This window comes from Runella defluvii (assembly GCF_014195535.1).
Lineage (GTDB): Bacteria > Bacteroidota > Bacteroidia > Cytophagales > Spirosomataceae > Runella > Runella defluvii.
Genome location: NZ_JACIBY010000006.1, coordinates 197,705 through 220,065, shown reverse-complemented (window position 1 = coordinate 220,065; position 22,361 = coordinate 197,705). Strand labels below are relative to the sequence as shown.

At 45.8% G+C, this 22,361-nt stretch carries 19 protein-coding genes; 11 read left to right on the top strand and 8 right to left on the bottom strand.

Features of this window, described 5'->3' with window-relative positions:
- Positions 1–48: 48 nt before the first annotated feature.
- Genes FHS57_RS15920 through FHS57_RS15910 form a run of 3 tightly spaced genes read right to left on the bottom strand, consistent with a single transcriptional unit; the run spans position 49 to position 2,318 of the window.
- Entirely contained in the window at positions 49–819 is a 771-nt protein-coding gene (locus FHS57_RS15920) for a glycosyltransferase family 2 protein (RefSeq protein WP_183975311.1), read from the bottom strand.
- A 43-nt stretch (positions 820–862) separates the two neighbouring features.
- Entirely contained in the window at positions 863–1,438 is a 576-nt protein-coding gene (locus FHS57_RS15915; protein WP_183975309.1) for a WcaF family extracellular polysaccharide biosynthesis acetyltransferase, read from the bottom strand.
- Positions 1,380–2,318 carry a glycosyltransferase family 2 protein gene (locus FHS57_RS15910; protein WP_183975307.1) on the bottom strand — a complete coding sequence of 313 codons (939 nt, stop codon included), beginning with the start codon at positions 2,316–2,318 and terminating at the stop codon, positions 1,380–1,382. The genes FHS57_RS15915 and FHS57_RS15910 overlap by 59 nt, the downstream gene beginning before the upstream one ends.
- Before the next feature lie 95 nt (positions 2,319–2,413).
- On the opposite strand from FHS57_RS15910, the gene FHS57_RS15905 reads away from it, so the two are divergent.
- From FHS57_RS15905 to FHS57_RS15895, 3 genes are all read left to right on the top strand, one after another.
- Positions 2,414–3,637: a 3-phosphoshikimate 1-carboxyvinyltransferase gene (locus FHS57_RS15905; RefSeq protein WP_183975305.1), complete on the top strand. Its 1,224-nt coding sequence runs from the start codon at positions 2,414–2,416 to the stop codon at positions 3,635–3,637.
- Between the two features lie 106 nt (positions 3,638–3,743).
- Positions 3,744–5,513 (top strand): ABC transporter ATP-binding protein, encoded by a 1,770-nt coding sequence (locus tag FHS57_RS15900; RefSeq protein WP_183975303.1) that lies wholly within the window; start codon positions 3,744–3,746, stop codon positions 5,511–5,513.
- A 21-nt stretch (positions 5,514–5,534) separates the two neighbouring features.
- Positions 5,535–6,389, top strand: coding sequence for a flavin reductase family protein (locus tag FHS57_RS15895; RefSeq protein WP_183975301.1), 855 nt, complete (start codon positions 5,535–5,537; stop codon positions 6,387–6,389).
- Here FHS57_RS15895 and FHS57_RS15890 read toward each other — a convergent pair.
- The 4 genes from FHS57_RS15890 to FHS57_RS15875 all read right to left on the bottom strand — a co-directional run bounded on the left by FHS57_RS15890 (position 6,386) and on the right by FHS57_RS15875 (position 11,383).
- Positions 6,386–7,978: a serine hydrolase domain-containing protein gene (locus FHS57_RS15890; protein WP_183975299.1), complete on the bottom strand. Its 1,593-nt coding sequence runs from the start codon at positions 7,976–7,978 to the stop codon at positions 6,386–6,388. The two genes, FHS57_RS15895 and FHS57_RS15890, sit on opposite strands and share 4 nt — an antisense overlap.
- 3 nt (positions 7,979–7,981) lie before the next feature.
- The gene (locus tag FHS57_RS15885) at positions 7,982–8,713 is read right to left on the bottom strand and encodes a GDSL-type esterase/lipase family protein (RefSeq protein ID WP_183975297.1); all 732 of its coding nucleotides are present in this window, start codon (positions 8,711–8,713) and stop codon (positions 7,982–7,984) included.
- Between the two features lie 354 nt (positions 8,714–9,067).
- Positions 9,068–10,444 carry a hypothetical protein gene (locus FHS57_RS15880; RefSeq protein ID WP_183975295.1) on the bottom strand — a complete coding sequence of 459 codons (1,377 nt, stop codon included), beginning with the start codon at positions 10,442–10,444 and terminating at the stop codon, positions 9,068–9,070.
- A 102-nt stretch (positions 10,445–10,546) separates the two neighbouring features.
- Positions 10,547–11,383, bottom strand: a complete 837-nt coding sequence (locus FHS57_RS15875; protein ID WP_229601364.1) for an alpha/beta hydrolase — start codon at positions 11,381–11,383, stop codon at positions 10,547–10,549.
- 156 nt (positions 11,384–11,539) lie between these two features.
- Between FHS57_RS15875 and bamJ the strand changes: the two genes are divergently transcribed.
- The 5 genes from bamJ to FHS57_RS15850 all read left to right on the top strand — a co-directional run bounded on the left by bamJ (position 11,540) and on the right by FHS57_RS15850 (position 16,753).
- The gene (gene bamJ / locus FHS57_RS15870) at positions 11,540–12,319 is read left to right on the top strand and encodes a BamJ family beta-barrel-assembly machinery protein (protein ID WP_183975293.1); all 780 of its coding nucleotides are present in this window, start codon (positions 11,540–11,542) and stop codon (positions 12,317–12,319) included.
- An 86-nt stretch (positions 12,320–12,405) separates the two neighbouring features.
- Positions 12,406–14,499, top strand: coding sequence for a carboxy terminal-processing peptidase (locus FHS57_RS15865; protein WP_183975291.1), 2,094 nt, complete (start codon positions 12,406–12,408; stop codon positions 14,497–14,499).
- A 3-nt stretch (positions 14,500–14,502) separates the two neighbouring features.
- Entirely contained in the window at positions 14,503–14,808 is a 306-nt protein-coding gene (locus FHS57_RS15860) for a (2Fe-2S) ferredoxin domain-containing protein (RefSeq protein WP_183975289.1), read from the top strand.
- A gap of 112 nt (positions 14,809–14,920) precedes the next feature.
- On the top strand, positions 14,921–16,252 hold the full coding sequence (locus tag FHS57_RS15855) for an NCS2 family permease (RefSeq protein WP_183975287.1): 1,332 nt from the start codon (positions 14,921–14,923) through the stop codon (positions 16,250–16,252).
- A gap of 90 nt (positions 16,253–16,342) precedes the next feature.
- Positions 16,343–16,753 carry an OsmC family protein gene (locus tag FHS57_RS15850; protein WP_028525169.1) on the top strand — a complete coding sequence of 137 codons (411 nt, stop codon included), beginning with the start codon at positions 16,343–16,345 and terminating at the stop codon, positions 16,751–16,753.
- 78 nt (positions 16,754–16,831) lie between these two features.
- Here FHS57_RS15850 and xylA read toward each other — a convergent pair whose 3' ends face one another.
- Positions 16,832–18,160 carry a xylose isomerase gene (xylA, locus tag FHS57_RS15845; protein WP_183975285.1) on the bottom strand — a complete coding sequence of 443 codons (1,329 nt, stop codon included), beginning with the start codon at positions 18,158–18,160 and terminating at the stop codon, positions 16,832–16,834.
- A gap of 361 nt (positions 18,161–18,521) precedes the next feature.
- On the opposite strand from xylA, the gene FHS57_RS15840 reads away from it, so the two are divergent.
- The 3 genes from FHS57_RS15840 to FHS57_RS15830 all read left to right on the top strand — a co-directional run bounded on the left by FHS57_RS15840 (position 18,522) and on the right by FHS57_RS15830 (position 22,350).
- Positions 18,522–19,361 (top strand): fumarylacetoacetate hydrolase family protein, encoded by an 840-nt coding sequence (locus tag FHS57_RS15840; RefSeq protein ID WP_028525171.1) that lies wholly within the window; start codon positions 18,522–18,524, stop codon positions 19,359–19,361.
- A 15-nt stretch (positions 19,362–19,376) separates the two neighbouring features.
- On the top strand, positions 19,377–20,303 hold the full coding sequence (locus FHS57_RS15835) for a dihydrodipicolinate synthase family protein (RefSeq protein WP_183975283.1): 927 nt from the start codon (positions 19,377–19,379) through the stop codon (positions 20,301–20,303).
- 193 nt (positions 20,304–20,496) lie between these two features.
- Positions 20,497–22,350 carry a glycoside hydrolase family 127 protein gene (locus tag FHS57_RS15830; RefSeq protein ID WP_183975281.1) on the top strand — a complete coding sequence of 618 codons (1,854 nt, stop codon included), beginning with the start codon at positions 20,497–20,499 and terminating at the stop codon, positions 22,348–22,350.
- Positions 22,351–22,361 lie beyond the last annotated feature (11 nt).

The following is a 22,361-nucleotide window of genomic DNA, read 5'->3' as shown; positions in this document are numbered from 1 at the left end:
TTATAAAAATTAGCTTATCTCACAAAAAACACTCCCGAAAATACGATTCTATTTATTATTCGGTCGTTTTGGTTTGTAAACAAATTGTAAAACCTTTCTAAGGGGTTTGAGCCATAAAGTAAACCAATAGGGCTCCAATCCATTCAGGTGCCACGCTTCTCGGTCACTTTGATTTGCCTTTAAGCGATTCCCCACTGTTTTGTTACTTACCCCACCCGTTCGCATCACGGTGACAATCTCTGGAAGGTAAGCGACCTTTAGACGTTGCTTGTATAGGAAACGTAACATTAATTCGTAATCTGCCGCGCTTCCCAAATCAAGACGATACGTTCCAAGCTGCTCATAAGACGCTTTTTTTACAAAAAACGTTGGGTGAGGGGGCATCCAACCGAAAAGAAATTTTTTTCTATCAAATCCGCCCGACTTCCAATAACGTGTTACCTGTGCCGTATCGTTTGCATCTACGTAAACCAAATCGCCATAGATGCCGTCAGCGTCCGTTTCTTTCAACTTTGTCACTAACTTCTCAATGACTTGGTTGTCTGCATAAAAATCATCGGCATTCAAGATACCAATTACCTCGCCCGTTGCGTGGGCGATACCTTTGTTCATCGCATCATAAATCCCTTGGTCTTTTTCAGAGATAAATACAGCAATTTTTGTGCCGTAATTAGCGACTATCTTAGGTGTATTATCGGTTGATTTTCCGTCAATTACGATGTATTCTATATCGTGATATGACTGATTTAGTACCGATTCTATACAACTCTTTAGGGTCTGTTCTCCGTTAAAAACTACTGTAATAATACTTACTTTCAAAGCCTCTTGGGTTGGTGATGAGATGATGTCTAACGTTTTAGCGTTACTCCGTTATTCTACGTTCGCGGATCCACTGAGCGGGATTCCCTTGATAAATACCGTATGGCTCTAAGTCGCGCACGGCCACCGAATTGACGGCTAACATAGCGTGTGAATGGCAGGTAACCCCTGGACAAACCACCGCTTTGGCGCCAATCCATGCGCCTTCTTCGAGAATAATTTTACCCACTTTCAAATCAAACGTACTGCGGGTATAGTCGTGGTTCCCAGTCAGGAGCATGGCTCCTTGCGAAAGGCACACATTGTTCCCAATCACAATCTCGGTTAAGCTATCAATCCATACCTCTTCGCCTATCCAGACGTAATCCCCAATCGTAAGTAACCAAGGATACTTGATGTTTACTTTGGGTTTAATCATCACATTGTGCCCGACTTTCGTGCCAAAACCTCTCAAAATAAAACACTTAATAGAGGCTGGCAACGGAAAATACGAATTAAAAAAAAGTGCGTTTACCAAAAACCAAAGCACATTTTTCCAAAAAGGCGGATGCTTGTACCAACTATTGTCGTACCGAGACAGGTCGGTTTTGAACCGATGAGAGGTCTTTTCCGTATTCATTTCGGAAAAATTCAATGATAGCTTGTTTATCTTTTCCAACTCGAAACTCTACTTCAAACAGTTTGGCGTCCACCAAGAAACGATACCATAATCCCTGTAAAAAGTGCCATACTAAGCCTTTTTTACCGTCAAGGAAGCCAAACTTTATAAAATAACGATACAAAAAATAAGCGAATGGACGAGTAAAAAGGGGTAAGGAAGCATACTTTTGCTTTAAATAGCGCTTCCGTTGCTCTTGTGTTCCAAAAAGCTTGGGAATAACGCGCTCCGCTTCTGCAAAATTATACTTTATGTCCAATAAATCAATCACTTCTCGAATGGCATAATTATTATGCTTTTGTGTCCACCACGTGAGGTTATTCAAATTGTGATCCACAATGTCATTTTTGAATTGGATAGTTTCCCCTTCTGAAAGTTTAATGTGTTCATCCATCCAAAGTTCCTCGCAAATCCCTTTGTCGCGGTGCCATAAGCGTAACAACCAAATGGGATAATACCCCCCGCGCCGAATCCATTGGTTCATAAACATCACACGGCGCTTGACATATACACCAGTAATTGTAGGTGCTAGTCCAGCAAGGGTTTGATTGATTTCGTTGGCCAACTCAGGCATTACGTACTCATCGGCGTCCATACGCATGAGCCATTTGGTCTGAAAAGGGGTATTCTCAATCCCAAAATTAAACTGCGTAGCGTAGGTAATCCACGGGTTATGAACGACTTTCGCACCTAATGATTCGGCGATTGCCACTGTGCGGTCGGTAGAACCCGAATCCACAATAAAGATTTTGTCCGTAAACACTAATAAGCTACGGAGACATCGTTCGATGTGTTTTTCTTCGTTGTGTGTGAGGATAATGACTGAAATATCAGATTTCACAGTTGTGCGATTTCAAGCTGCAAATTGTACTTTTTTAGGTTGAAAAGCAAAAAAATGGCCTTAACTTTGTAAAATTATCAGATTATCGACTCTCAATGCAAGCAGTAACCGTTTACCCACCTCTGGCTCCCATTCAAGCCAAAATCCAGTTAGCAGCTTCTAAAAGCGAAAGTAATCGCGCTTTGATTATCAATGCGTTATCGAATTTTGGAGGGCAACTTTCTAACGTATCAGCCGCTCGTGACACCCAAACGATGCTGCGTTTGTTGCAATCGTCGGAAACGGTCGCCGATGTACTTGACGCTGGTACGACCATGCGTTTTCTCACTGCTTATTTTGCAGTGACAGGCCAAAATAAAACCATGACAGGAACGCCACGCATGTGTGAGCGCCCGATTGGGATTTTGGTCGATGCCCTACGCACGCTTGGCGCAGATATTACGTATTTGGGAAAGGATGGATACCCACCAACCCAACTAAATGGTTTTACCTATTCGGGAGAAAATAAGGTAAGAATACGGGGCGATGTGAGTAGTCAGTATATTTCTGCCTTGCTAATGGTAGGCCCTACGCTTCCCGAAGGGATTACGTTAGAGCTTACAGGTGAAGTTGGTTCACGCCCTTACATTGAAATGACGCTTCAACAAATGGTTGCTTTTGGAGCAACGTTTGAAGCGGATTGGGAACAGAAAATTATCCGCGTTCCTGCCCAAAAATATACCCCAACTCACTACCAAGTAGAGTCTGATTGGTCGGGGGCAAGCTATTGGTACAGTGTGGTTGCTTTGGCCGAACAAGCTGAAGTAGAGCTTTTGGGTCTAAAAGAAAACTCATTGCAAGGCGATAGCGCCATTGTCGATATTATGCGACAGATGGGCGTGGAAAGCACTTTTACGGCGCAAGGAGTTCTTTTGACCAAAATTCCTGCCCAAGAAGCGTTTGCTTGGGACTTCACTGACTGTCCTGATTTGGCACAGACCGTGGCTGCTTGTGCCGTAGCTAAAGGCATTACGGTAACAATGACGGGCATTGAAAGCTTAAAAATCAAAGAAACCGACCGTGTAGCGGCTCTTCAAGCAGAGTTGCCTAAAATTGGTGGAGAATTAGTAGAAGTTGAAAGTAATACCCAATACGTGGTAAGACGTACCGTAGCGCCTACAACACAGCCTACCATCGAAACTTACGACGACCACCGCATGGCCATGGCGTTTGCACCTGTAGGAATGGTAATGCCTATTGTTATTGAAGAACCGCACGTGGTGGCCAAGTCGTACCCAAGTTTCTGGGAAGACTTGAAAAAAGTCACAACTGTTGAATAAATCGTAGGAGCATCGCTCTCCATACGCCACTACCTTTTGCCAGCCCGAAGCTAATACCTTCGGGCTAAAATCATTGTTTCATTTTACTGATATTTGTCTCCAAACAATGAAAAATCCCTATTTCTCGCTCTTACAAACGGCTTGGCGATATGCACGCAAGGAAAAAGGGCGATACGTGTTGGTATATGGCCTTTTTGTCCTTGCCAATGTGGTTTTTGCGCTTAATCCTCTTTTGTACGGCTGGTTTGTCGAAGCCATTCAAAAAGAGGGAACGGGTGTAATCAAGCACGTTTGGATGTATGCAGGCGGCTACCTATTTTTGATGCTGTTGGAGTGGGCCTTTCACGGTCCTGCGCGGGTGATGGAGCGCGAACTCGCGTTTAATCTGAGCCGTAATTTTTTAGAAGAACTGTATCACCAATCGCTGCATTTGCCCGTTCGTTGGCACCAAGACCACCACAGCGGCGCTACCATCAACCGTATTCGGAAAGCCTACGAAGCCTTGAAAGACTTCTTTCAGAACGGCTTTATGTTTTTGCACGCCTTTTCAAAGTTCATCTTTTCGTTTTTGGCCATTCTGTATTTTTCTCCGCTTTACGGAAGCATTGGTGTTTTGATAGGCGTTTTTACGGTTTGGATTATTTTTAAGTTTGACAAACCCTTCATCAAAGCCCTCGACGAAACCAACGAAAAAGAACACGTCGTGTCATCGACCTTGTTTGATAGTCTTTCCAACATCATTACAGTGATTACCCTGCGCCTCGAAAAACGCATGGAAAATAGCCTGTTGGCCAAGGTAAAAGAGATATTCCCGCCATTTCGCCGTACGGTGGTTATCAACGAATGGAAATGGTTTGTGGCGAGTGTGCTCATTGGGGTTATTTATGTGGTGGTTGCGGTTGGGTACGTGTATCAAAATTACGTTCCCAACGCAGTGTTTTTAGTGGGCGGGCTGGTCACTTTGTTGGGTTATGTCAATCAATTTACCAGTGTTTTTCAGGATGTTGCGTGGCAATATACCGAAATCATTCGCTACAATACCGACGTTCAAACGGCTCGTTCCATCGGCGAAGCCTACCGTCAGCAACACCGCGCCGAAGCAACTGAAATTCTGCCGTCTGATTGGAAAACAATACAAATCAACCAGTTGAGTTTTTCGCACCACGATACCTACGACGCCCAGAAATCGGCGCATAGCCTTCATCAATTAAACTTGCGCATCGAACGAGGCCAACGCATTGCTTTTATTGGGGAAAGTGGTAGCGGAAAAAGCACCCTTTTGGCCTTGTTGAGAGGGCTGTACGAACCCGAAAAAGGAGCAGAATTGACCATTGATGGAAAACCAGTGGAAGGAGTTGGCCTGATTACGGACACCGTGACGTTGTTTCCACAGGAGCCCGAAATTTTTGAAAATACCATTGCTTACAACATTACGTTGGGACTGCCTTTTGAAGAGCAAGATATTTGGCAAGTATGCGACACGGCCCAATTTAGCGAAGTAGCCCGTCAATTACCGAATGGGCTTGAGTCCAACATTCAAGAAAAGGGCGTCAATCTTTCGGGGGGACAAAAACAGCGTTTGGCGCTGTCCCGTGGTATTTTGGCCGCCCGAAGCAGCGATATTGTATTGCTCGATGAGCCTACTAGCAGCGTTGACCCCAAAACTGAGTCATTGATTTATGACCAATTGTTTGACGAATTTAGGGGCAAAGCCGTACTTTCGTCCCTGCACCGTTTGCACCTTTTGACCAAATTTGACTACGTGTATGTGCTCGAAAACGGCCGAATTGTTGATCAAGGTACGTTCGAGTCCCTCAGGGCCAATAGTCCAGTTTTTCAAGAACTGTGGAAACATCAAGAGAAAACTTCGAGTTAGTGAATCATAACCAAGACATTTATGCTAACCATCAACCCTAAAGACGTTTCAGTACCTGTTTTGCATCACTTTTTGCAAGGTGCGGTGGCGCCCCGCCCCATCGCTTTTGCCAGCACGATTGATGCTGAGGGCAACGTAAATCTCAGCCCATTCAGTTTCTTTAATTTGTTTGGGACAAAACCCCCGACCTTGATTTTTTCGCCCAATCGCCGCGTGCGAGACGGAAGCAACAAACATACGCTGGAAAACGTACAGGCCGTGGACGAGGTGGTGATTAGCATGGTTGACTACGCCATGGTTGAACAAATGTCGCTGGCGAGTTGTGAATATCCGCGTGGCGTCAACGAATTTGTGAAAGCAGGTTTTACCGAAGTGCCGTCCCAACTGGTACGCCCGCCGCGCGTTGGCGAATCGAAAGCCGTTTTTGAGTGTAAAGTCAAACAAATTATTTCGTTGGGCGAAGAAGGAGGAGCAGCCAATTTGGTGATTTGCGAAGTAATTCTAGCCCATTTTTCGGAGGATATTTTGGGAGAAGATGGCCGCATCGACCAGCGCAAAACGGATTGGGTAGCCCGCATGGGGGGTGATTGGTACGCACGCGCCTCGGGCGACGCAATTTTTGAAATTCCCAAACCAAGTACTCAAAAAGGAATTGGGGTGGACTTGATTCCTGATTTTATCAAAAACAACCCTGAATTTTCGGGAAATAACTTGGGACGTTTGGGTAACATCCAACAGTTGCCTGAAACCGATAAAATTGAAGCATTTAAAGCCCAACATGCGGGACAAGATTGGGTAACGACAGCCAAGCAGTACCTTTCGGAAGGAAAAGTTGAACAAGCTTGGCTATCGTTGTTGGCTTCGCAAGGAAGTTAGGCCAGCGCTTTACCTTGTAGTACAGGGCGTTTGTCTTTTGCCCCCGACATGCGGTTGATGCTGTTGTCAAAACTTACCGTCAAGGCATCACCGTCAAATTGGCAAATGACGTAATTTCGGTGTGGTGACTCGTAGTAACGTAGCGTTATTTCAAACGTTTTCGGGTCTTTCCACGTACCACTTGCCGCTATTTTGGCGATTTTTTCGGTTTTAATTTTCTGAGAAGCAACCAAATTGGGTCTTGGCAAGTCGGTTTGTCCAAAGACCCATTTTTCCAATCCCACTTCTACTTTATGCTCACCTGCTGCATCTTTTAGCATGAATTGATACGTACCTCCTTCGCGGTAGGCCAGTGAAATTTGTTGTACATTCATCGAATTTGCTTCGATTGCAAACGCTTTCCCCGATACTTTTACCGCTTCCGAAGGCTTTACGTTTCCTTTGGGTGGCAACAAAGCCAAAGCCGCCATTCGCTGCTTCAACGCATTGACCGAAGCCGCATTGGCAGGTAATGCTTGAGGTTTCATGGCGGGCAATAGATGCTCCCATACCAAGTCCAAAATCCCCTGCATGTCAGGAGTTTCGCTCGTGATGGCTAAGACTGCGTCTTGGTCGGGCATCACTATTGTGTATTGTCCATACGCTCCGTCGCCTCGGTACGCGTTGTGCTGACAACGCCAAAACTGGTAACAATAGCCCTGAAGCCAGTCATTTTTTTCGTTGGGGCGCGTTGGTTTTGCGGGAGAAGGTTGCTGAATTTTGAAGGTAGTTGCTTCTTCTACCCAGGCTGCTGGAATGATTTGTTTGCCATTCCACTTGCCTTTTTGGAGGTACAATTGCCCAAACTTCGCCATGTCTTCGGTACGGACGCGCAATCCCCACCCGCCTGTGTTGATACCTAGCATATCTTCTTCCCAATCAGCACCTTCAATGCCAAGAGGCTCGAACAAACGAGGGCGTAGATAGTCGATAATTTTTTGTCCTGTTACTTTTTGCACAATGGCCGAGCACATGTAAGTAGCCATGCTATTGTATAAAAACGTGCTGCCTGGGTCGTTTTGAATCGGGAAAGCCAAAAACGTTTTTATCCAATTGGCTTCATCCCGAATGCTCTGGCCCGTGGGATCCACGCCATGCCCTACCGACATCGTTAGGAGGTCTTTAACCGTCATTTTGGCCAAATAATCACTGACCGTTGCGGGCGCGTATTCGGGGTAAAATGAAATTACTCGGTCGCTGGTTTTGAGCTTGCCTTCATTTACCGCAAACCCTACGGCCGTGGAAGTAAAACTTTTACTCATCGAGTACATGGTATGTTTCAATTCCGCCCGATACGGTGCCCACCAGCCTTCGGCCACCACTTGGCCGTGCCGAACGAGTATCATACTGTGAAACTCATGTTTACTTTGAGCAATGGCGTCCAAAAACGCATTGATGTTTGCCGAAGCAACCCCTTGTGCTTCGGGCGTACTACGGGGTAACCGAACGGCTGATTTGCTCCAGCTGTCCAACGGCAATGCCGCCGAAAGACCCAAGCTAATTCCTGCCAAACCTAACTGTTGGATAAACTGACGACGCGTAGTTTGCATGCTCTATTTGTATTTTTTTTGTAGAAAAGGAACAAGAATTTTGGCGTATTCACGATAGCCTTGCGGGTTGATGTGTAGGCTGTCTTTGGTATATAGTTCGCTTTTTACCGTACCATTAGGGTGGAATAATGCGGGATTAATATCCACGTACGACAAACGTTTCCCCGTACTGAAGGCTTTTACCATTTGATTGCCTTTGGTCACTTCAGGCCAATGTTGGCGGCGCGACGGCGATAGTTTCATTGACACAAAGCAAATGTGAGTTTTGGGAGAACGCTTCTGAATGAGCGATACAAAATCACGGTAAGAGTCAAAAAGCTGTTCGGCCGACTTGAATTTTTTTCCTGATAAATCATTCTCTCCTCCGTAAACAACCAATAATTTCGGCTCGTGCGGAATCACCGTTCGTTCTGCATAATGAATCAGTTCGGGAATGGTAGAACCTCCAAAGCCACGGTTGACGACGGGCAATGGGGCTAAGTCGGTTGCCATGTCTTTCCATAGGCGCCAACTGGAACTTCCGTACAAAACAACTTGGCCTTTTTTGATACCCTTCGTGGCATCTTCTTGCTCAAATTTCTTAATTTCCTCTTCAGAGCGGTCGATTTTATAGTCTAGCGCAAAAGGTTCAGCAATGGGTTGATAGGTGAGGTTACTACGTTGGCAGGAAGCCACCACTAGAAGCAATAAAAAGCTACTTACAAAAAAGTTGCGTTTGGTAACTAAAGGGGTCATAGGTGGAGTGTTTTCTAGTTGAAAGCGCCAAACGGTTAGAATTTACGCTTAGACCGAAAAAAAAGCTACCCTAAGAAGGTAGCTTTTTTTGCTCACAAACACTTGACCTAGTTTTCAAAAAAAGATTGATGATGTGTCTATAGTAAGTCTCTTAGCAATGCCACGAGACGTAGTTACAAGTCAAAGATAAGATATAAAATCGCCATTTCCTCACAAATAGTACAGTTTTACACAAAAACTAAAATTGTCAGTTGGGGCAGTTCTAACAAACAAAAATCCGACTTCTCATCGAAAAGTCGGATTCTCACACGATACCTAAACCTTTACTCTACTGAAGGATGGAAAACTCTTTTGTTAGATAAAAATCTGATATTGTAACGTCAGGGCACTTCGGCGACCGTTGGGGCTCAGGCGGCCGTCGGTCGCATTTTGATACACTGGACGGTTTTGATAATCGAGTGTAATTTTGGAGTTATGGCCTTTAATGAGCCAATTCACCCCTACACTGTAAATACTTGCCGTTTTTGACAAGCGCTGGTAGTTGGCTACTTGAGCCGTGGCGTAGGGCATTAAAGTACCGTTTTTGCCCAACAAATCGGCGGCACACAAGTAGCCCAGTTGGCTATAGACCACACTTCCTGTTCCAAACATCGGAAACGCATTGCCTTGCACACCCGATACCCCCGAAAGCCCTTGAGTAGTTCCACTGGCAGGATTCATGATGCCATTAAAACGTAAATAATTGGGGCCGTAGTCGGTATGAAAATAGCCTAAGTATCCCGAAAAGGCAGTTCCTTTAGCCTTATTGATTGGCATATCAGCAAACAATGCCAACGACCACAAATTCATCGCATTATACACCGTGTCTTTGCCTTGGTTGGCGGTGTTCCACATTGCTTTTTTCTGAGAAATAAACCCGCCTTCTAGGTTCAAAATCTTCTTTTTTCCTAAATAAGTGCCTGTCATGTAAGGTGTTTGGTGCGTGTCTTTGTCGAACAAATTATACACCAAAAAACCTTGGTATTGCTTGTGGTGGCCTTTGGCCGCGAAGCTAGAGTTGGTCGAAATCGCTGGCGTAGCAGCGCCGTTGGTGGTGATGGGGAATGGGTCGGTTAATCCTATACGATAATCCCATTTGCCTACCTGACCACGGGCATAGACGGTGAGTTTGCGAGAAAACTCATCGGTTTGGTCCACAGTGGCTTGCGCAAACACAGGCACATCCATCGTCATAATCGTGGTAACACTCGGCTGGCTAAAACGCGAAAGTCCGTTCAAGATGGTTAGTCCACCCCCAATTTTTAACCAATCTTTGTTGGCAAAAGCCGAATATTCTACCACGGCATCATGGATAAAAAAGCCTACTTTACGGTTGGTAGGTACTCCTTGGGCATTTCCCAAAGCAGGAAAACCGTTCAGGAAGTTGAAGTTGTTCATTCCCAATTGGAAATACACAAAGGCGCGGTCGGAAATCTGCCCAAACAACTGCATACGCGTCCGACGAAGACCTAAATCTAAGGTTTGTGAGGCAGATTCATTTATCACAGTCGTACCTGGATTGCTTTGGTTGAAGCGTACCCAAGTCTGATTCAAAAAAGTAGCTTTAAAGAAGTGCGTACCCGACGCATTTAGGTTGTATTTTAACTCATTTTTGTCGGGAGCAGGTTTGACCGAATCCTGTGCCGTAGCAATTCCTCCCGTAAGAAGGAGCATCCAAATAAGGTGCTTCATGGTGCGCTTTTTAAGTATTGTTTACGCTCACAAAGCACCTACTTGACTATTAATACCACATGAAAAAAAAATTAAAATCATGTTAAAGCAAAGGGGATGGGCTTAGTTACCAAAAGCCCACTGCAAGAAATCTGGCATTATCCGTGACCACGTTGCTTGGTCGTGATGCCCGCCTTTTACCTCTACGTAGCGCACTTCTTTGCCCCACCGAAATCCTTTTCGTTCGAGTTCGGCTACAAGGTCTAGCGTATCTTCTATAGAATCAATGATCCCGTTGTGGTTTCGGTCGTCTTTTTCATCGTCGGTGCCCGTTTGGAACCAAAAAGTGGGCGTAAGTTCTTTAAATTGCTCTCGCCGTACCGACGATTCGCGCACCAAACGGTGCATAATGCGGTCTTGGTGGTCGTCGTAATGATTTTCGTAAGCCCGTTGGCGCCACCAAAACGACCCTGAAAAAGCCCCCGCTTTGCCAAATATTTGGGGATGATGCCACACAATATCAAACGCCGACAAGCCGCTCAGCGAAAACCCGCAAAAGACCGTGTGCGGCGGGCCTGTCAGAACTCGATACTGGTTTTTGATGTAAGGAAGAAGCTCTTCTAGTACAAACGAAGTATAAGCCCCGGCTCTTGCACCACGGTGTTTGTAATCGGCTTGGGTTGCTGTGCCGTATTCTTGAATGCGCTCACCGCAATGTACTGCTACAAGAATAAAAGGAGGCACTTGCTGATGGTGATACAACTCACTTAGCACACGCGTCATTTGTAGGCGTTCTAAATCCTGTCCGTCGTTCATGTACAATACGGGATAGGCCGTATTCGTTGCCTCATAGTGAGGCGGTAACACCACGTCCATGACAATGTCGCGATGCAGGTGCTGCGAATGAAGTGTTGTGTCGTGTTTTACGACCAGTTCAGAAGGAGTGATGAAGTGTTCCAATTAGATAAAAGCTTTGAAAGGCAACAAAAATACAAATAACCCAATATGGGGTATTAATTTCAAATAATTCATTCTTCCAAACTTTTTTCGGACATTTTTGCGTTTATTTACGAAAACTATCAAAAATTGATTTTAATCCCAAATTTTTCTAATTGCATGAAGTATCCCATCGCGCTGACCCTCACGGTAATAGCATCAACCGTTGTTTCATTTGCTCAAACCAAGAAAGCGCCCGTAAAACCTGCTACACCTGCTGCTAAAACAGCCGCACCTGCCAAAACTGCTACGCCAGGCAAACCTGCGACAGGGTTAAAAATGACAAACGAGTTAGATTCCGTTGCTTATAGTATAGGTATGAATATTGCCCAAAACTTAAAAGGGCAAGGACTTGATAAAATCAATGTAGGCTTACTTTCTAAAGCCATTCAGGATGTGTTGAAGTCGAGCAAAACCGACCTCGACGATTCTCAGGCGCAGATGATTCTTGGCAATTTCTTTAACAAACTTCAAGCCAAGCAGCAGTCGGAAGAAGCTAAAAAGTACGAAGTTGTGAAATTAGCTGGCGAAAAGTTTTTGGAAGAAAACAAAAAGAAAAGCGGCGTAGTTACACTTCCAAGTGGTTTGCAGTATGAAATTATGAAAGCAGGTGATGGCCCTAAACCAACGGCCAATAACACCGTAAGAACCCATTACCACGGCACGCTTATTGACGGAACAGTATTTGATAGCTCAGTACAACGTGGCCAACCTGCCGAGTTTCCTGTAGGTGGTGTCATTCAAGGCTGGGTAGAAGCCCTTCAATTGATGCCTGTGGGGTCGAAATGGAAATTGTTTATTCCTTATAACTTAGCATACGGTGAGCGTTCGGCTGGCCCAACCATCAAACCGTATTCTGCCCTTGTTTTTGAAGTAGAGTTGTTAGAAATAGTTAAATGATTTTAGCGGGTTGTCGCTTTTGACATCCACTCGCAAGGCTGGTTTTAGAAGTCGCCACACTAAAGTCAATAAATCAGTTTATGAAAATGAAAAGCCTATTAATCGCCTTAGCTCCAGTGTTGCTGCTTGGCCTGCAACCTGATGATTCTCGCTCGCGGGGAGTGATTGCTTCTCACCCCTCTGCCATTAGTGAAGACGACTTGAAGCCTACCATCACCCAAGAAAAGGTGGAGGCGTACGTGACCAAAATTTTCTCGGGATACCATTACCGCAAATTTGGTCTCAACGATTCGTTGTCGAATAAAATGTATGAGAACTATCTTAATGAGATTGACCGTGCAAAGCTTTATTTCTTAGCGAGTGATGTACAGTCGTTTGAAAAATACCGTAACCAATTGGATGAGTCACTTAGCAATGGAGACTTAACTGCGGCTTACGATATGTACAATACGTTTAGAAAACGCTATCGCGAGCGTAGTGCTTACATTGAGAAACTATTGACGAAGCCTTCTTTTGATTTTATGGTCGATGAATCATTCAATACCGACCGTGAAAAAGTAGCTTGGGCGAAAACGCCCGACGAGTTGAATGAAGTTTGGCGTAAACTGATTAAAAACGAGGCACTTGAGCTTAGAATTTCGGGCAAACCCGATTCTTCTATCGTTACGTTACTCAAAGACCGCTACAAAAACCGTGAGCGTAACTTAGGCCGTTTTCGCAGCGAGCAAGTCTTCCAAATGTACATGAACGCTTTCTGCGAAGTGCTTGACCCGCACACGCGGTATTTTTCACCTGCTGAGTCTGACCGCTTCAAGCAAGATATGTACCAAGCCCTTGAGGGGATCGGTGCGGTGCTTCGCGAAGACGGAAACTACATCAAAGTCGTAGAAGTGGTGCCAGGTGGGCCTGCTTTCAAAGACAAGCGCTTGAAAAAAGATGACCGTATCATCGGGGTAGCCCAAGGCGACGAAGGGAAATACGAAGATATCGTTGGTTGGTACGTGGACGATGCCGTAAAGAAAATCAAAGGAGCTAAAGGAACGGTTGTTCGTTTGCAAGTTTTAGCGGCGGATGCCCTTCCAAGCGATCCTCCAAAAGAAATCCGTTTGGCGCGCGAAAAAGTAAATTTGCAGACTTCTCGGGCTAAAAAGGAAGTGGTTACCATTACTCAAAACAAACACGATTATAAGATTGGAATTATTCAGATTCCGTCGTTCTACCGTGACTTCGAGAGTGCTGGCAAACGTGATAAAGATTTTGCAAGTACCACCCGCGACGTACAAAAGCTATTGGATTCACTCAAAGCTGAAAACGTAGAAGGGGTAGTGATTGACCTTCGTAACAACGGTGGTGGTTCGCTTACGGAAGCTATTTCACTCACTGGTTTGTTTATCTCAAAAGGGCCTGTAGTGCAAGTTCGTGAGCAAACGGGAGAAACAGAAGTTCAATCTGACCTCAATCCCGAAGTAAATTACGACGGGCCACTCGCGGTACTTACCAACCGTTTCAGTGCCTCTGCTTCCGAAATTTTTGCGGCGGCTATTCAAGACTACAAACGTGGTATCGTATTGGGCGAGCAAACTTACGGCAAAGGTACGGTACAAACCATGGTGGACTTGAACCAGTGGATTAAAGACCCCGACAAATTGGGCCAAATCAATATCACTGTTGCGAAGTTTTACCGCATCAATGGTAGCAGCACGCAGCGCAAAGGAGTGTCACCTGACATTGAGTTCCCGTCGGCGTTTAGTGCCGCAGAATACGGTGAAAGTTCACAACCAACGGCGCTCCCTTGGGATCAAATTGCGACTACTCGTTATGATTTGACGAAATACTTGAACGAAAAACAAGTAGAAAAGCTGCGTGAAAAATACCAACAACGCCTCAAAAACGAGCCCGAGTTGAAAACGTTTACGGAAGAACTTGAGCTTTTCAGAAAAGCCCGCGAAAATACCGTTGTTTCTCTCCAAGAAACCAAACGTAAGAAAGAACGCGAAGAAGCGGAGAAAAAACGTCAGGCGTTGAAAAAGTTGGAAACCGAAGAGGAGGATGACGACGAAGGTACGGTAGCTACCAAGCCTGCCGACAAAAAGAAAAAAGACATTTACATGATTGAAACTGAGCGCATCTTGGCTGACTATATTGCGTTGATAAAGTCGCCTTCGATGGCCAAACGCTAATTTATGAAATACAAAAAGCACGTTTTTATTTGCGCTAACCAAAAAGATGGTGGCAAGAAATGTTGTGGCGCCGAACACGGAACGGCCCTAGTAGATGCCTTCAAGACATCGTTGAAAGACAAAAATCTCCATATTGATATCCGCGCTCAAAAAGCAGGATGCCTCGATGTGTGCGCTTTGGGTCCTGCCTTGGTGGTATATCCTGAAGGTATTTTTTACGGCAATGTCCAGTTGTCTGACGTCGAAGAAATCGTAGAAAGCCACTTGGTAAACAATACGCCAGTGGAGCGCTTAAAACTTCCATTCTAAGCCGTTCTTTTGATTTTTTGAATGCCATTGCGGGCGAGTAAATGTTTCAAAGCTTTACTTTCTGCAATGGCATTCTTATTTTTACTGCTACTCAAACCTCCACCTTCTCTCCATGCTCGAACGTTACTTTTCGCTTTCCCATCACCAAACTACCCTTCGTACCGAAACCATTGCGGGGGTATCGTCATTTTTGGCAACGATGTACATTATCGTCGTTAACCCCGCCATTTTAAGCCAAGCAGGTTTGCCCTTTGGAGCCGTCCTGACGGCGACCGTCTTGCTGTCGTTCTTTTGTAGCTTGATGATGGGATTATATGCCAAAAACCCGTTGCTCGTTGCGCCTGGCATGGGGCTGAATGCCTTCTTTACTTTTACGGTAGTCAAAGGAATGGGAATCGCTTGGCAAACAGCGCTTGGTGCGGTGTTCTGGGCGGGCGTATTGTTTTTGATTTTATCCATTTTCAACGTCCGTACGCACATTGTTAAGGCCATTCCTAAACCGCTACGGTATGCCATTTCGTCGGGCATTGGCTTGTTTATTACCTTGATTGGTTTTACAAATGCCAAATTTATTGTTGGCAATCCTGCTACGCTCGTTGGGATTGGCAACCTCAAAGACCCCGTTCTGATTACGTTTTTGGTAGGTTTGCTAGTAACGGCGGTGTTGGTCGCAAAGCGCGTTACGGGCGGGATTGTCATTGGTATTATTACGACCACGCTTTTAGCCATTCCCATTGGCCGTTGGTGGGGCGATGCGTCAGCGATTAATTTTGGTCAAAAAGCCCTCGTCAACTGGAACGGCCTGCTTGCTTCGCCCGATTTTAGCCTTTTGTTTCAACTCGATTTAGGCGGTTCGTTGAGCCTGGCGTTGTTCCCCGTTATTTTTGCTTTTGCTTTCACTGACCTCTTCGATAGCTTATCGACCTTCGTAGGAGTGGCCGAAGCCGCCGATTTGTACGACGAAAACGGCGACCCGCGTCACATCAAAGAATCGCTACTAACCGACGCCGTGGCTACTACACTGGCGGGGGTCTTGGGGACAAGTCCAGGCACTGCTTACATCGAGTCGGCGGTGGGGATAGAGCAAGGAGGGCGTACAGGTCTAACCGCCGTAATCGCCGCTTTTTTGTTTTTGCCTTTCATGTTTTTGTCGCCCTTGCTGTCGGTGGTGCCTAGTATTGCTACCGCACCTGCGTTGGTGATTGTGGGGGCATTTATGATGAAACCCGTCACTAAAATTGACTGGTCGCGCATGGACGAAGCCATCCCTTGTTTGCTCGCCCTTGTCCTGATTCCGTTCAGTTATTCCATCACCCAAGGCATCATCTTTGGTTTTTTGAGTTGGAGTGTTTTAAAAACGATGACAGGCCAAACAAAAGACGTCTCGCCAACGCTCTGGATTATTAATATTTTTGCCATTGGCTCCCTGATTTGGGGACATTGATTGAATTTAGAAAGCAACAAATCACAATTCCTGACTATTTTTGAGTGTTTATATATAATCCATTCAATTTTATTCAAACGCAACAGAACTATGAAAAGAACAGCAGCTGCCAATTGGCAAGGAAGTGGTAAAGAAGGCCACGGAACGGTTTCAACGCAAAGCACGGTATTAGACGGAACGCAATATTCGTTCAACACGCGTTTTGCCGATGGCATTGGCACTAACCCCGAAGAGCTCGTTGGGGCAGCCCACGCGGGTTGTTTTACGATGAAATTAAGCTTTGTAATTGGAGAATATGGTTTAACGGCCGAAAATATCGACACCAAAGCCACCGTTACGTTTGAAAACGGCGCGATTCCAAACATTCACTTGTCGGTAAAAGCAAGTGTACCAGGCATGACAGCTGAGCAATTTGCCGAAGCGGCTCAAAATGCAAAAGCGAACTGCCCCATTTCAAAATTGTTGAATACCGACATTACCATGGACGCCGAATTGGTATAGTCCTTTAAATCAAAACGCCAGTCGGATTTTTCCGCTGGCGTTTTGCACTTGTTAAGATGAGGTGGGTTGAATCAATGATTAAATGTATTGATTCAAGATGTTTTCGAATAATTCTTGCTTGCCGCTGATGAGCTTAGGCTCGCCATTGGCTACGGCAAAGCTATGAAGGTCTTCCAACGTCAGTTTTCCTGCTTCAAAATCTTGGCCAGCGCCGCTGTCAAACGAAGCATAGCGCTCTGTACGGAGTTTGCTGTACGGAGATTTTACCAAAATATCGTTGGCAATCACCAACGAACGCGCAAACGCATCCATACCACCGATGTGAGCAATGAAAATATCGTCGAGGTCGGTAGAGTTACGGCGGGTTTTTGCATCGAAGTTGATACCTCCTGCGGTGATACCACCTGCTTCCAAAATCACCAACATCGCTTCCGTTAGCTCGCTTAGGTTGATGGGGAATTGGTCAGTATCCCAGCCGTTTTGGTAGTCACCACGGTTAGCATCGATACTACCCAACATGCCCGCATCGGCGGCCACTTGCAACTCGTGTTGGAACGTATGCCCTGCCAATGTAGCGTGGTTTACTTCGATGTTCAATTGGAAATCTTTCTCCAAACCGTACTGGCGCAAGAAGCCAATCACCGTTGCTGAATCGTAATCGTATTGGTGCTTGGTAGGCTCACAAGGTTTAGGCTCGATGAAGAACGTACCTTTGAAACCATTTTTACGCGCGTAATCACGAGCCACGGTCAAAAACTGCCCTAGGTGATCCAATTCGCGTTTCATGTTGGTATTGAGCAAGCTCATGTAACCTTCACGACCACCCCAGAACACGTAGTTTTCACCACCCAACGCAATCGTTGCGTCAATGGCGGTTTTCACTTGTACGCCCGCATGAGCCACCACATTAAAATCAGGGTTGGTCGATGCGCCGTTCATATAACGAGGGTTTGAGAATACGTTGGCCGTACCCCAAAGCAATTTTACCCCACTTGCTTGTTGCTTCCCTTTCGCATAGTCCACAATGGCTTGCATACGGCGTTCGTACTCCGAAATGCTTGGTCCTTCGTCCACCAAATCCACATCGTGGAAGCAGTAGTAAGGTACCCCTAGCTTGGTGATAAACTCAAATGCCGCGTCCATTTTGTCTTTGGCACGCTCTACGGCATCTGCTTTGGCATCCCAAGGAAATACTTTTGTTCCTGGGCCAAAGGGATCAGCGCCTGTTCCGCAGAACGTATGCCAGTAAGCTACGGCAAAACGCAAGTGTTCTTTCATGGTTTTTCCGCCAATGATACGGTTTTCATCGTACCACTTAAATGCAAGCGGATTGTCTGAATCGCGACCTTCAAACTGAATTTTGGAGATGCCCTTGAAATATTCGGAATTTCCGAGTGTAACTGACATAAAATAAGTTAGTTTAAATGTTTTCTCGAAAGCGTAATTACTACTAAAAGAGCGAATTTTGCTTTCTTACTGATGCAAAAAAAGAAAATAATTGTCAAATTGACAATTTTATATTTAAACTTGCACTTGACAATCTTTTTTCAAACCATCAAAAAACCGTCAATGGGCTATCATACAGCACATTAACTTTATTGTACGTATATAAAAAAAGACAAAAAAAATAGAAGTGCCGCCGCTTCTATACGCAACTCTGAACGAGTTTTGGTAGTCTTTTTTACCTAAAACTGCGTAGTAAAGAAATCCAAGTATGGTAATTTATTGAGCAAAGTCTCTTTTGACCGAGAGAACCCAAAAATATTCTATGAAACTCTATCGTACCACCAATGGCTTTTATGCCGAGGCTGATGGCCAATTTTATAAAATCCCAACCTTTATTTGGGACGAACTTATCAATCGCGACGATTTGCACGCTTATTTGCGAACCACCATCGCTAGTCTTGCTCCCGAAGCGTCTTTCGACGAAAGTAGCATTGTGGCTCCCGTAGGAACGCAAGAAGTGTGGGCGTCGGGAGTGACGTACTATCGCAGTAAAATTGCGCGGATGGAAGAGTCAAAAGACTCAGGAGGTGATACCTTCTACGATAAAGTATATGATGCCGAACGTCCTGAGTTATTTTTCAAAAGCCTTGCCCACAAAGTAGTGGGAAGTGGTGGCACTGTCAACATCCGTCCTGATTCGTCGTGGAACGTACCTGAGCCAGAATGGACGCTTTTTGCGACATCAACGGGAAAAATTGTTGGGTACACCATCGGAAACGACATGAGTTCGCGTAGTATTGAAGGAGAAAACCCACTTTATTTGCCTCAAGCCAAAGTCTATGACGGTTCGGCAGCTTTAGGGCCTTGTTTGTACGTACCCGCCGAGCCAATGGCTGTTACGACCACCATCGACATTGAAATTTTACGGAATGACGCAAAAGTATTTGAAGGCCGTACCACCCTCGAACAACTCAAACGCCGCCCTGAAGATTTGGTGAGCTATTTGTTCCGTTCTAATACATTTACCACAGGCGTATTCTTGATGACGGGCACAGGACTTGTGCCTTCTAACGAATTTACGCTTCAAGTGGGTGACGTTGTCAATATCCGTATCGATAAAATCGGCCAATTGACCAACACTGTTGCGTTTGCTAAAGCTTAAAATACACCAATCTATATGCAAGATACACTCCCACAGGGCTTTATCCCTGTGATGCTCACCCCGTTTAAAGAAAATGGTGAGATTGATTTCGATGGTTTGACCCAACTTACTGAGTTGTATTTACAAGCAGGAGCAGCGGGTCTTTTTGCCAATTGCCTCTCGTCCGAAATGTACGAACTCACCGAAGACGAGCGCCTTGCCATTACGCGTCACGTAGTGGAGGTGGCCAATGGTCGCGTGCCCGTGGTTGCGACAGGAACGTTTGGCGGACCGATTGCCGAACAGGCTGAGTTTGCCAAGAAAATTTACGCAACGGGGATTCAAGCAGTCATTGTGATTACTAGCTTGTTGGCCGATGCCAACGACTCGGATGAGGTGTTTATGGAGCGAATGAACGAACTTCTTCACCTAACGCCAGGCGTCATTTATGGACTGTACGAATGTCCGGTTCCTTACAAACGTCTCGTTACGGCCAAAGATTTGGGAGAACTCGCCGCTACGGGTCGGGTGGTTTACCACAAAGATACGTCGCTCGACATTGACAATGTAAAAGGTAAAATCGCCGCCACCCAAGGGCAGCGTTTTGGCGTATATGATGCCTACATGGAGCACGCCGTGGCATCGTTGCAAGCAGGTTCGGCAGGTTTATCGTGTATTCAAGGGAATTTCTTCCCAGAAGTTATTGTGTGGCTATGCGCAAACTATAACAACCCTGACCAGCAAGCAGGCATTGCCCGCGTTCAGCAGTTGTTGATTGAGACCATGCCCGTCATCCATTATGCCTATCCTACGGTTGCTAAGTACTACTTACAAAAACGCGGTTTCCCGATTTCGCTTTATACCCGTCGCAAGGTAGAAGAATGTACGGCAGAAGTGAAAACGGAGGTCGATGCACTTTACGAGCGCGTTGAGGCACTTTCCAAAGAACTCGGGATTGGCTAGATATTATAGTAGATATTCCTGCAAATCTGGGATTTAATTCTCGATTTGCAGGAATAATTGCTAAGACACCTTCACGGTCAGCCCCTATTAGGGCTGGCATTTTTTTTGCCTGTCTTTCACCAAACAATGACTGATAGCCATTAAAAATACGTTGCTCTACGCTTTTCTTCCTAGTAAAACTATCTACCTCTCCATGAAACCCTTTTTCTACTTCATCATCGCTATGGCTGGAGCTGTGAGTGCGTTGGCACAGCGGCAAATTGTACCTGTTAATTTTTCGCAGGTGACGGTCAATGATTTTTTCTGGAAACCTCGAATTGAGAAAGTGCATTCAGCGACCCTCCCCGTGTGCATGACTTACACCGAAGACTCAACGGCTCGGATTCGTAATTTTGAAAATGCAGCCAAACGAAGCGGGCAGCATAAAGGCATTTATTTCGACGATTCGGACGTCTATAAAGTCATTGAAGGCATTGCGTACACCCTTAAAACCACCCCTGACAAAGCTTTAGAAGCCAAAACCGACGAGTGGATTGATAAGATTGCAGCAGCGCAACTTCCCGATGGTTATTTGAATACGTACTACACGCTCAAGGGACTCGACAAACGCTGGACCGACATGGAAAAGCACGAAGACTACTGCTTAGGGCATTTGATAGAGGGGGCAGTGGCCTACTACGACGCTACCAAAAAACGTAAACTGCTTGATGTATCCATTCGGTTTGCCAATCATTTTGATTCGACGTTTCGGCTTCAAAATCGACCTTGGGTAACAGGTCACCAAGAATTGGAGTTGGCACTGGTGAAACTCTACCATACGACCCAAAACGACCGTTACCTCAAACTTGCCGACTGGCTGATTGAGCAGCGCGGCAAAGGAAACGGTCGCGGGCAGATTTGGACAGATAAAAATTTTGATGGCGCTCGCTATTGTCAAGACGATGTGCCTGTCCGTGAAATGACCGACATCAAAGGCCATGCCGTACGGGCCATGTACCTCTACACAGGTATGGCCGATGTAGCCGCCGAAACAGGCGACCGTGGCTACACCCAAGCCCTCGAACGCGTCTGGGCCGATGTGGTTGAACGAAATATGTACATCACGGGCGGTATTGGCTCTTCGACCAAAAACGAAGGGTTCACGGTTGATTATGACCTACCCAACGAATCGGCTTACTGCGAAACGTGTGCTTCGGTGGGGATGGTTTTTTGGAATCAACGCATGAACCTCTATTCGGGCGAGGCGAAGTACGTGGATGTGCTCGAACGTTCGCTTTACAACGGTGCGTTGGCAGGTGTACAACTGACGGGGAATTTGTTTTTTTACGTCAACCCGCTGGCTTCGTTTGGGATGCACCACCGCAAAGCTTGGTACGGTACGGCTTGTTGCCCCAGCAACGTCTCACGCTTGATGCCGTCGGTAGGAGGCTATATTTACAACACTTCGGCGAATACGCTTTGGGTGAATTTGTACGTTGGTAGCAGTACTGAAGTGAAATTGGGAACTAACAAAGTGAAGTTTACCCAAAAAACCAATTACCCTTGGGCGGGCGAAGTAGAGTTTAAAGTCGTTCCCGATAGCAGCAAAGTGGACTTTGGGGTTAAATTGAGAATCCCTGCTTGGTGCGATAAATACAGCGTTGAAGTCAACGGCAAGGCAGTTTCAAACTTGGTGGCAGACAAAGGCTACGTGACAGTTGCGCGCACATGGGCAAAAAATGATGTTCTCAAACTTCGCATGGAGATGCCCGTTAAAGTCGTAGCGGCCGACCCGCGCGTGCAAGCCAACGTAGGCAAACGTGCCATTCAGCGTGGCCCGCTTGTGTATTGCATTGAAGAGCAAGACAACCGTCATTTGGATTTTGACCAAATGGTACTTTCGCCCAAAACCCAATTTACAACAGCATTTGAGCCTGCTTTGCTCGGAGGTGTTACTACGATTAAGGCCCAAAATGGCGGCGATAACTTTACGTTAATTCCCTACTATTCGTGGGACAACCGCCAAGCTGGCCGCATGAAAGTATGGATGGACTGGAAGGGGAAATAACCGCAAACGGT

Bases quoted from the DNA above. Each gene is read 5' to 3' on its own strand.
- FHS57_RS15915 (WP_183975309.1), bottom strand. From the start codon at position 1,438: ATGAATACGGAAAAGACCTCTCATCGGTTCAAAACCGACCTGTCTCGG.
- FHS57_RS15905 (WP_183975305.1), top strand. From the start codon at position 2,414: ATGCAAGCAGTAACCGTTTACCCACCTCTGGCTCCCATTCAAGCCAAA.
- FHS57_RS15900 (WP_183975303.1), top strand. From the start codon at position 3,744: ATGAAAAATCCCTATTTCTCGCTCTTACAAACGGCTTGGCGATATGCA.
- FHS57_RS15895 (WP_183975301.1), top strand. From the start codon at position 5,535: ATGCTAACCATCAACCCTAAAGACGTTTCAGTACCTGTTTTGCATCAC.
- FHS57_RS15890 (WP_183975299.1), bottom strand. From the start codon at position 7,978: ATGCAAACTACGCGTCGTCAGTTTATCCAACAGTTAGGTTTGGCAGGA.
- FHS57_RS15885 (WP_183975297.1), bottom strand. From the start codon at position 8,713: ATGACCCCTTTAGTTACCAAACGCAACTTTTTTGTAAGTAGCTTTTTA.
- FHS57_RS15880 (WP_183975295.1), bottom strand. From the start codon at position 10,444: ATGAAGCACCTTATTTGGATGCTCCTTCTTACGGGAGGAATTGCTACG.
- bamJ (WP_183975293.1), top strand. From the start codon at position 11,540: ATGAAGTATCCCATCGCGCTGACCCTCACGGTAATAGCATCAACCGTT.
- FHS57_RS15865 (WP_183975291.1), top strand. From the start codon at position 12,406: ATGAAAAGCCTATTAATCGCCTTAGCTCCAGTGTTGCTGCTTGGCCTG.
- FHS57_RS15860 (WP_183975289.1), top strand. From the start codon at position 14,503: ATGAAATACAAAAAGCACGTTTTTATTTGCGCTAACCAAAAAGATGGT.
- FHS57_RS15855 (WP_183975287.1), top strand. From the start codon at position 14,921: ATGCTCGAACGTTACTTTTCGCTTTCCCATCACCAAACTACCCTTCGT.
- FHS57_RS15850 (WP_028525169.1), top strand. From the start codon at position 16,343: ATGAAAAGAACAGCAGCTGCCAATTGGCAAGGAAGTGGTAAAGAAGGC.
- xylA (WP_183975285.1), bottom strand. From the start codon at position 18,160: ATGTCAGTTACACTCGGAAATTCCGAATATTTCAAGGGCATCTCCAAA.
- FHS57_RS15840 (WP_028525171.1), top strand. From the start codon at position 18,522: ATGAAACTCTATCGTACCACCAATGGCTTTTATGCCGAGGCTGATGGC.
- FHS57_RS15835 (WP_183975283.1), top strand. From the start codon at position 19,377: ATGCAAGATACACTCCCACAGGGCTTTATCCCTGTGATGCTCACCCCG.
- FHS57_RS15830 (WP_183975281.1), top strand. From the start codon at position 20,497: ATGAAACCCTTTTTCTACTTCATCATCGCTATGGCTGGAGCTGTGAGT.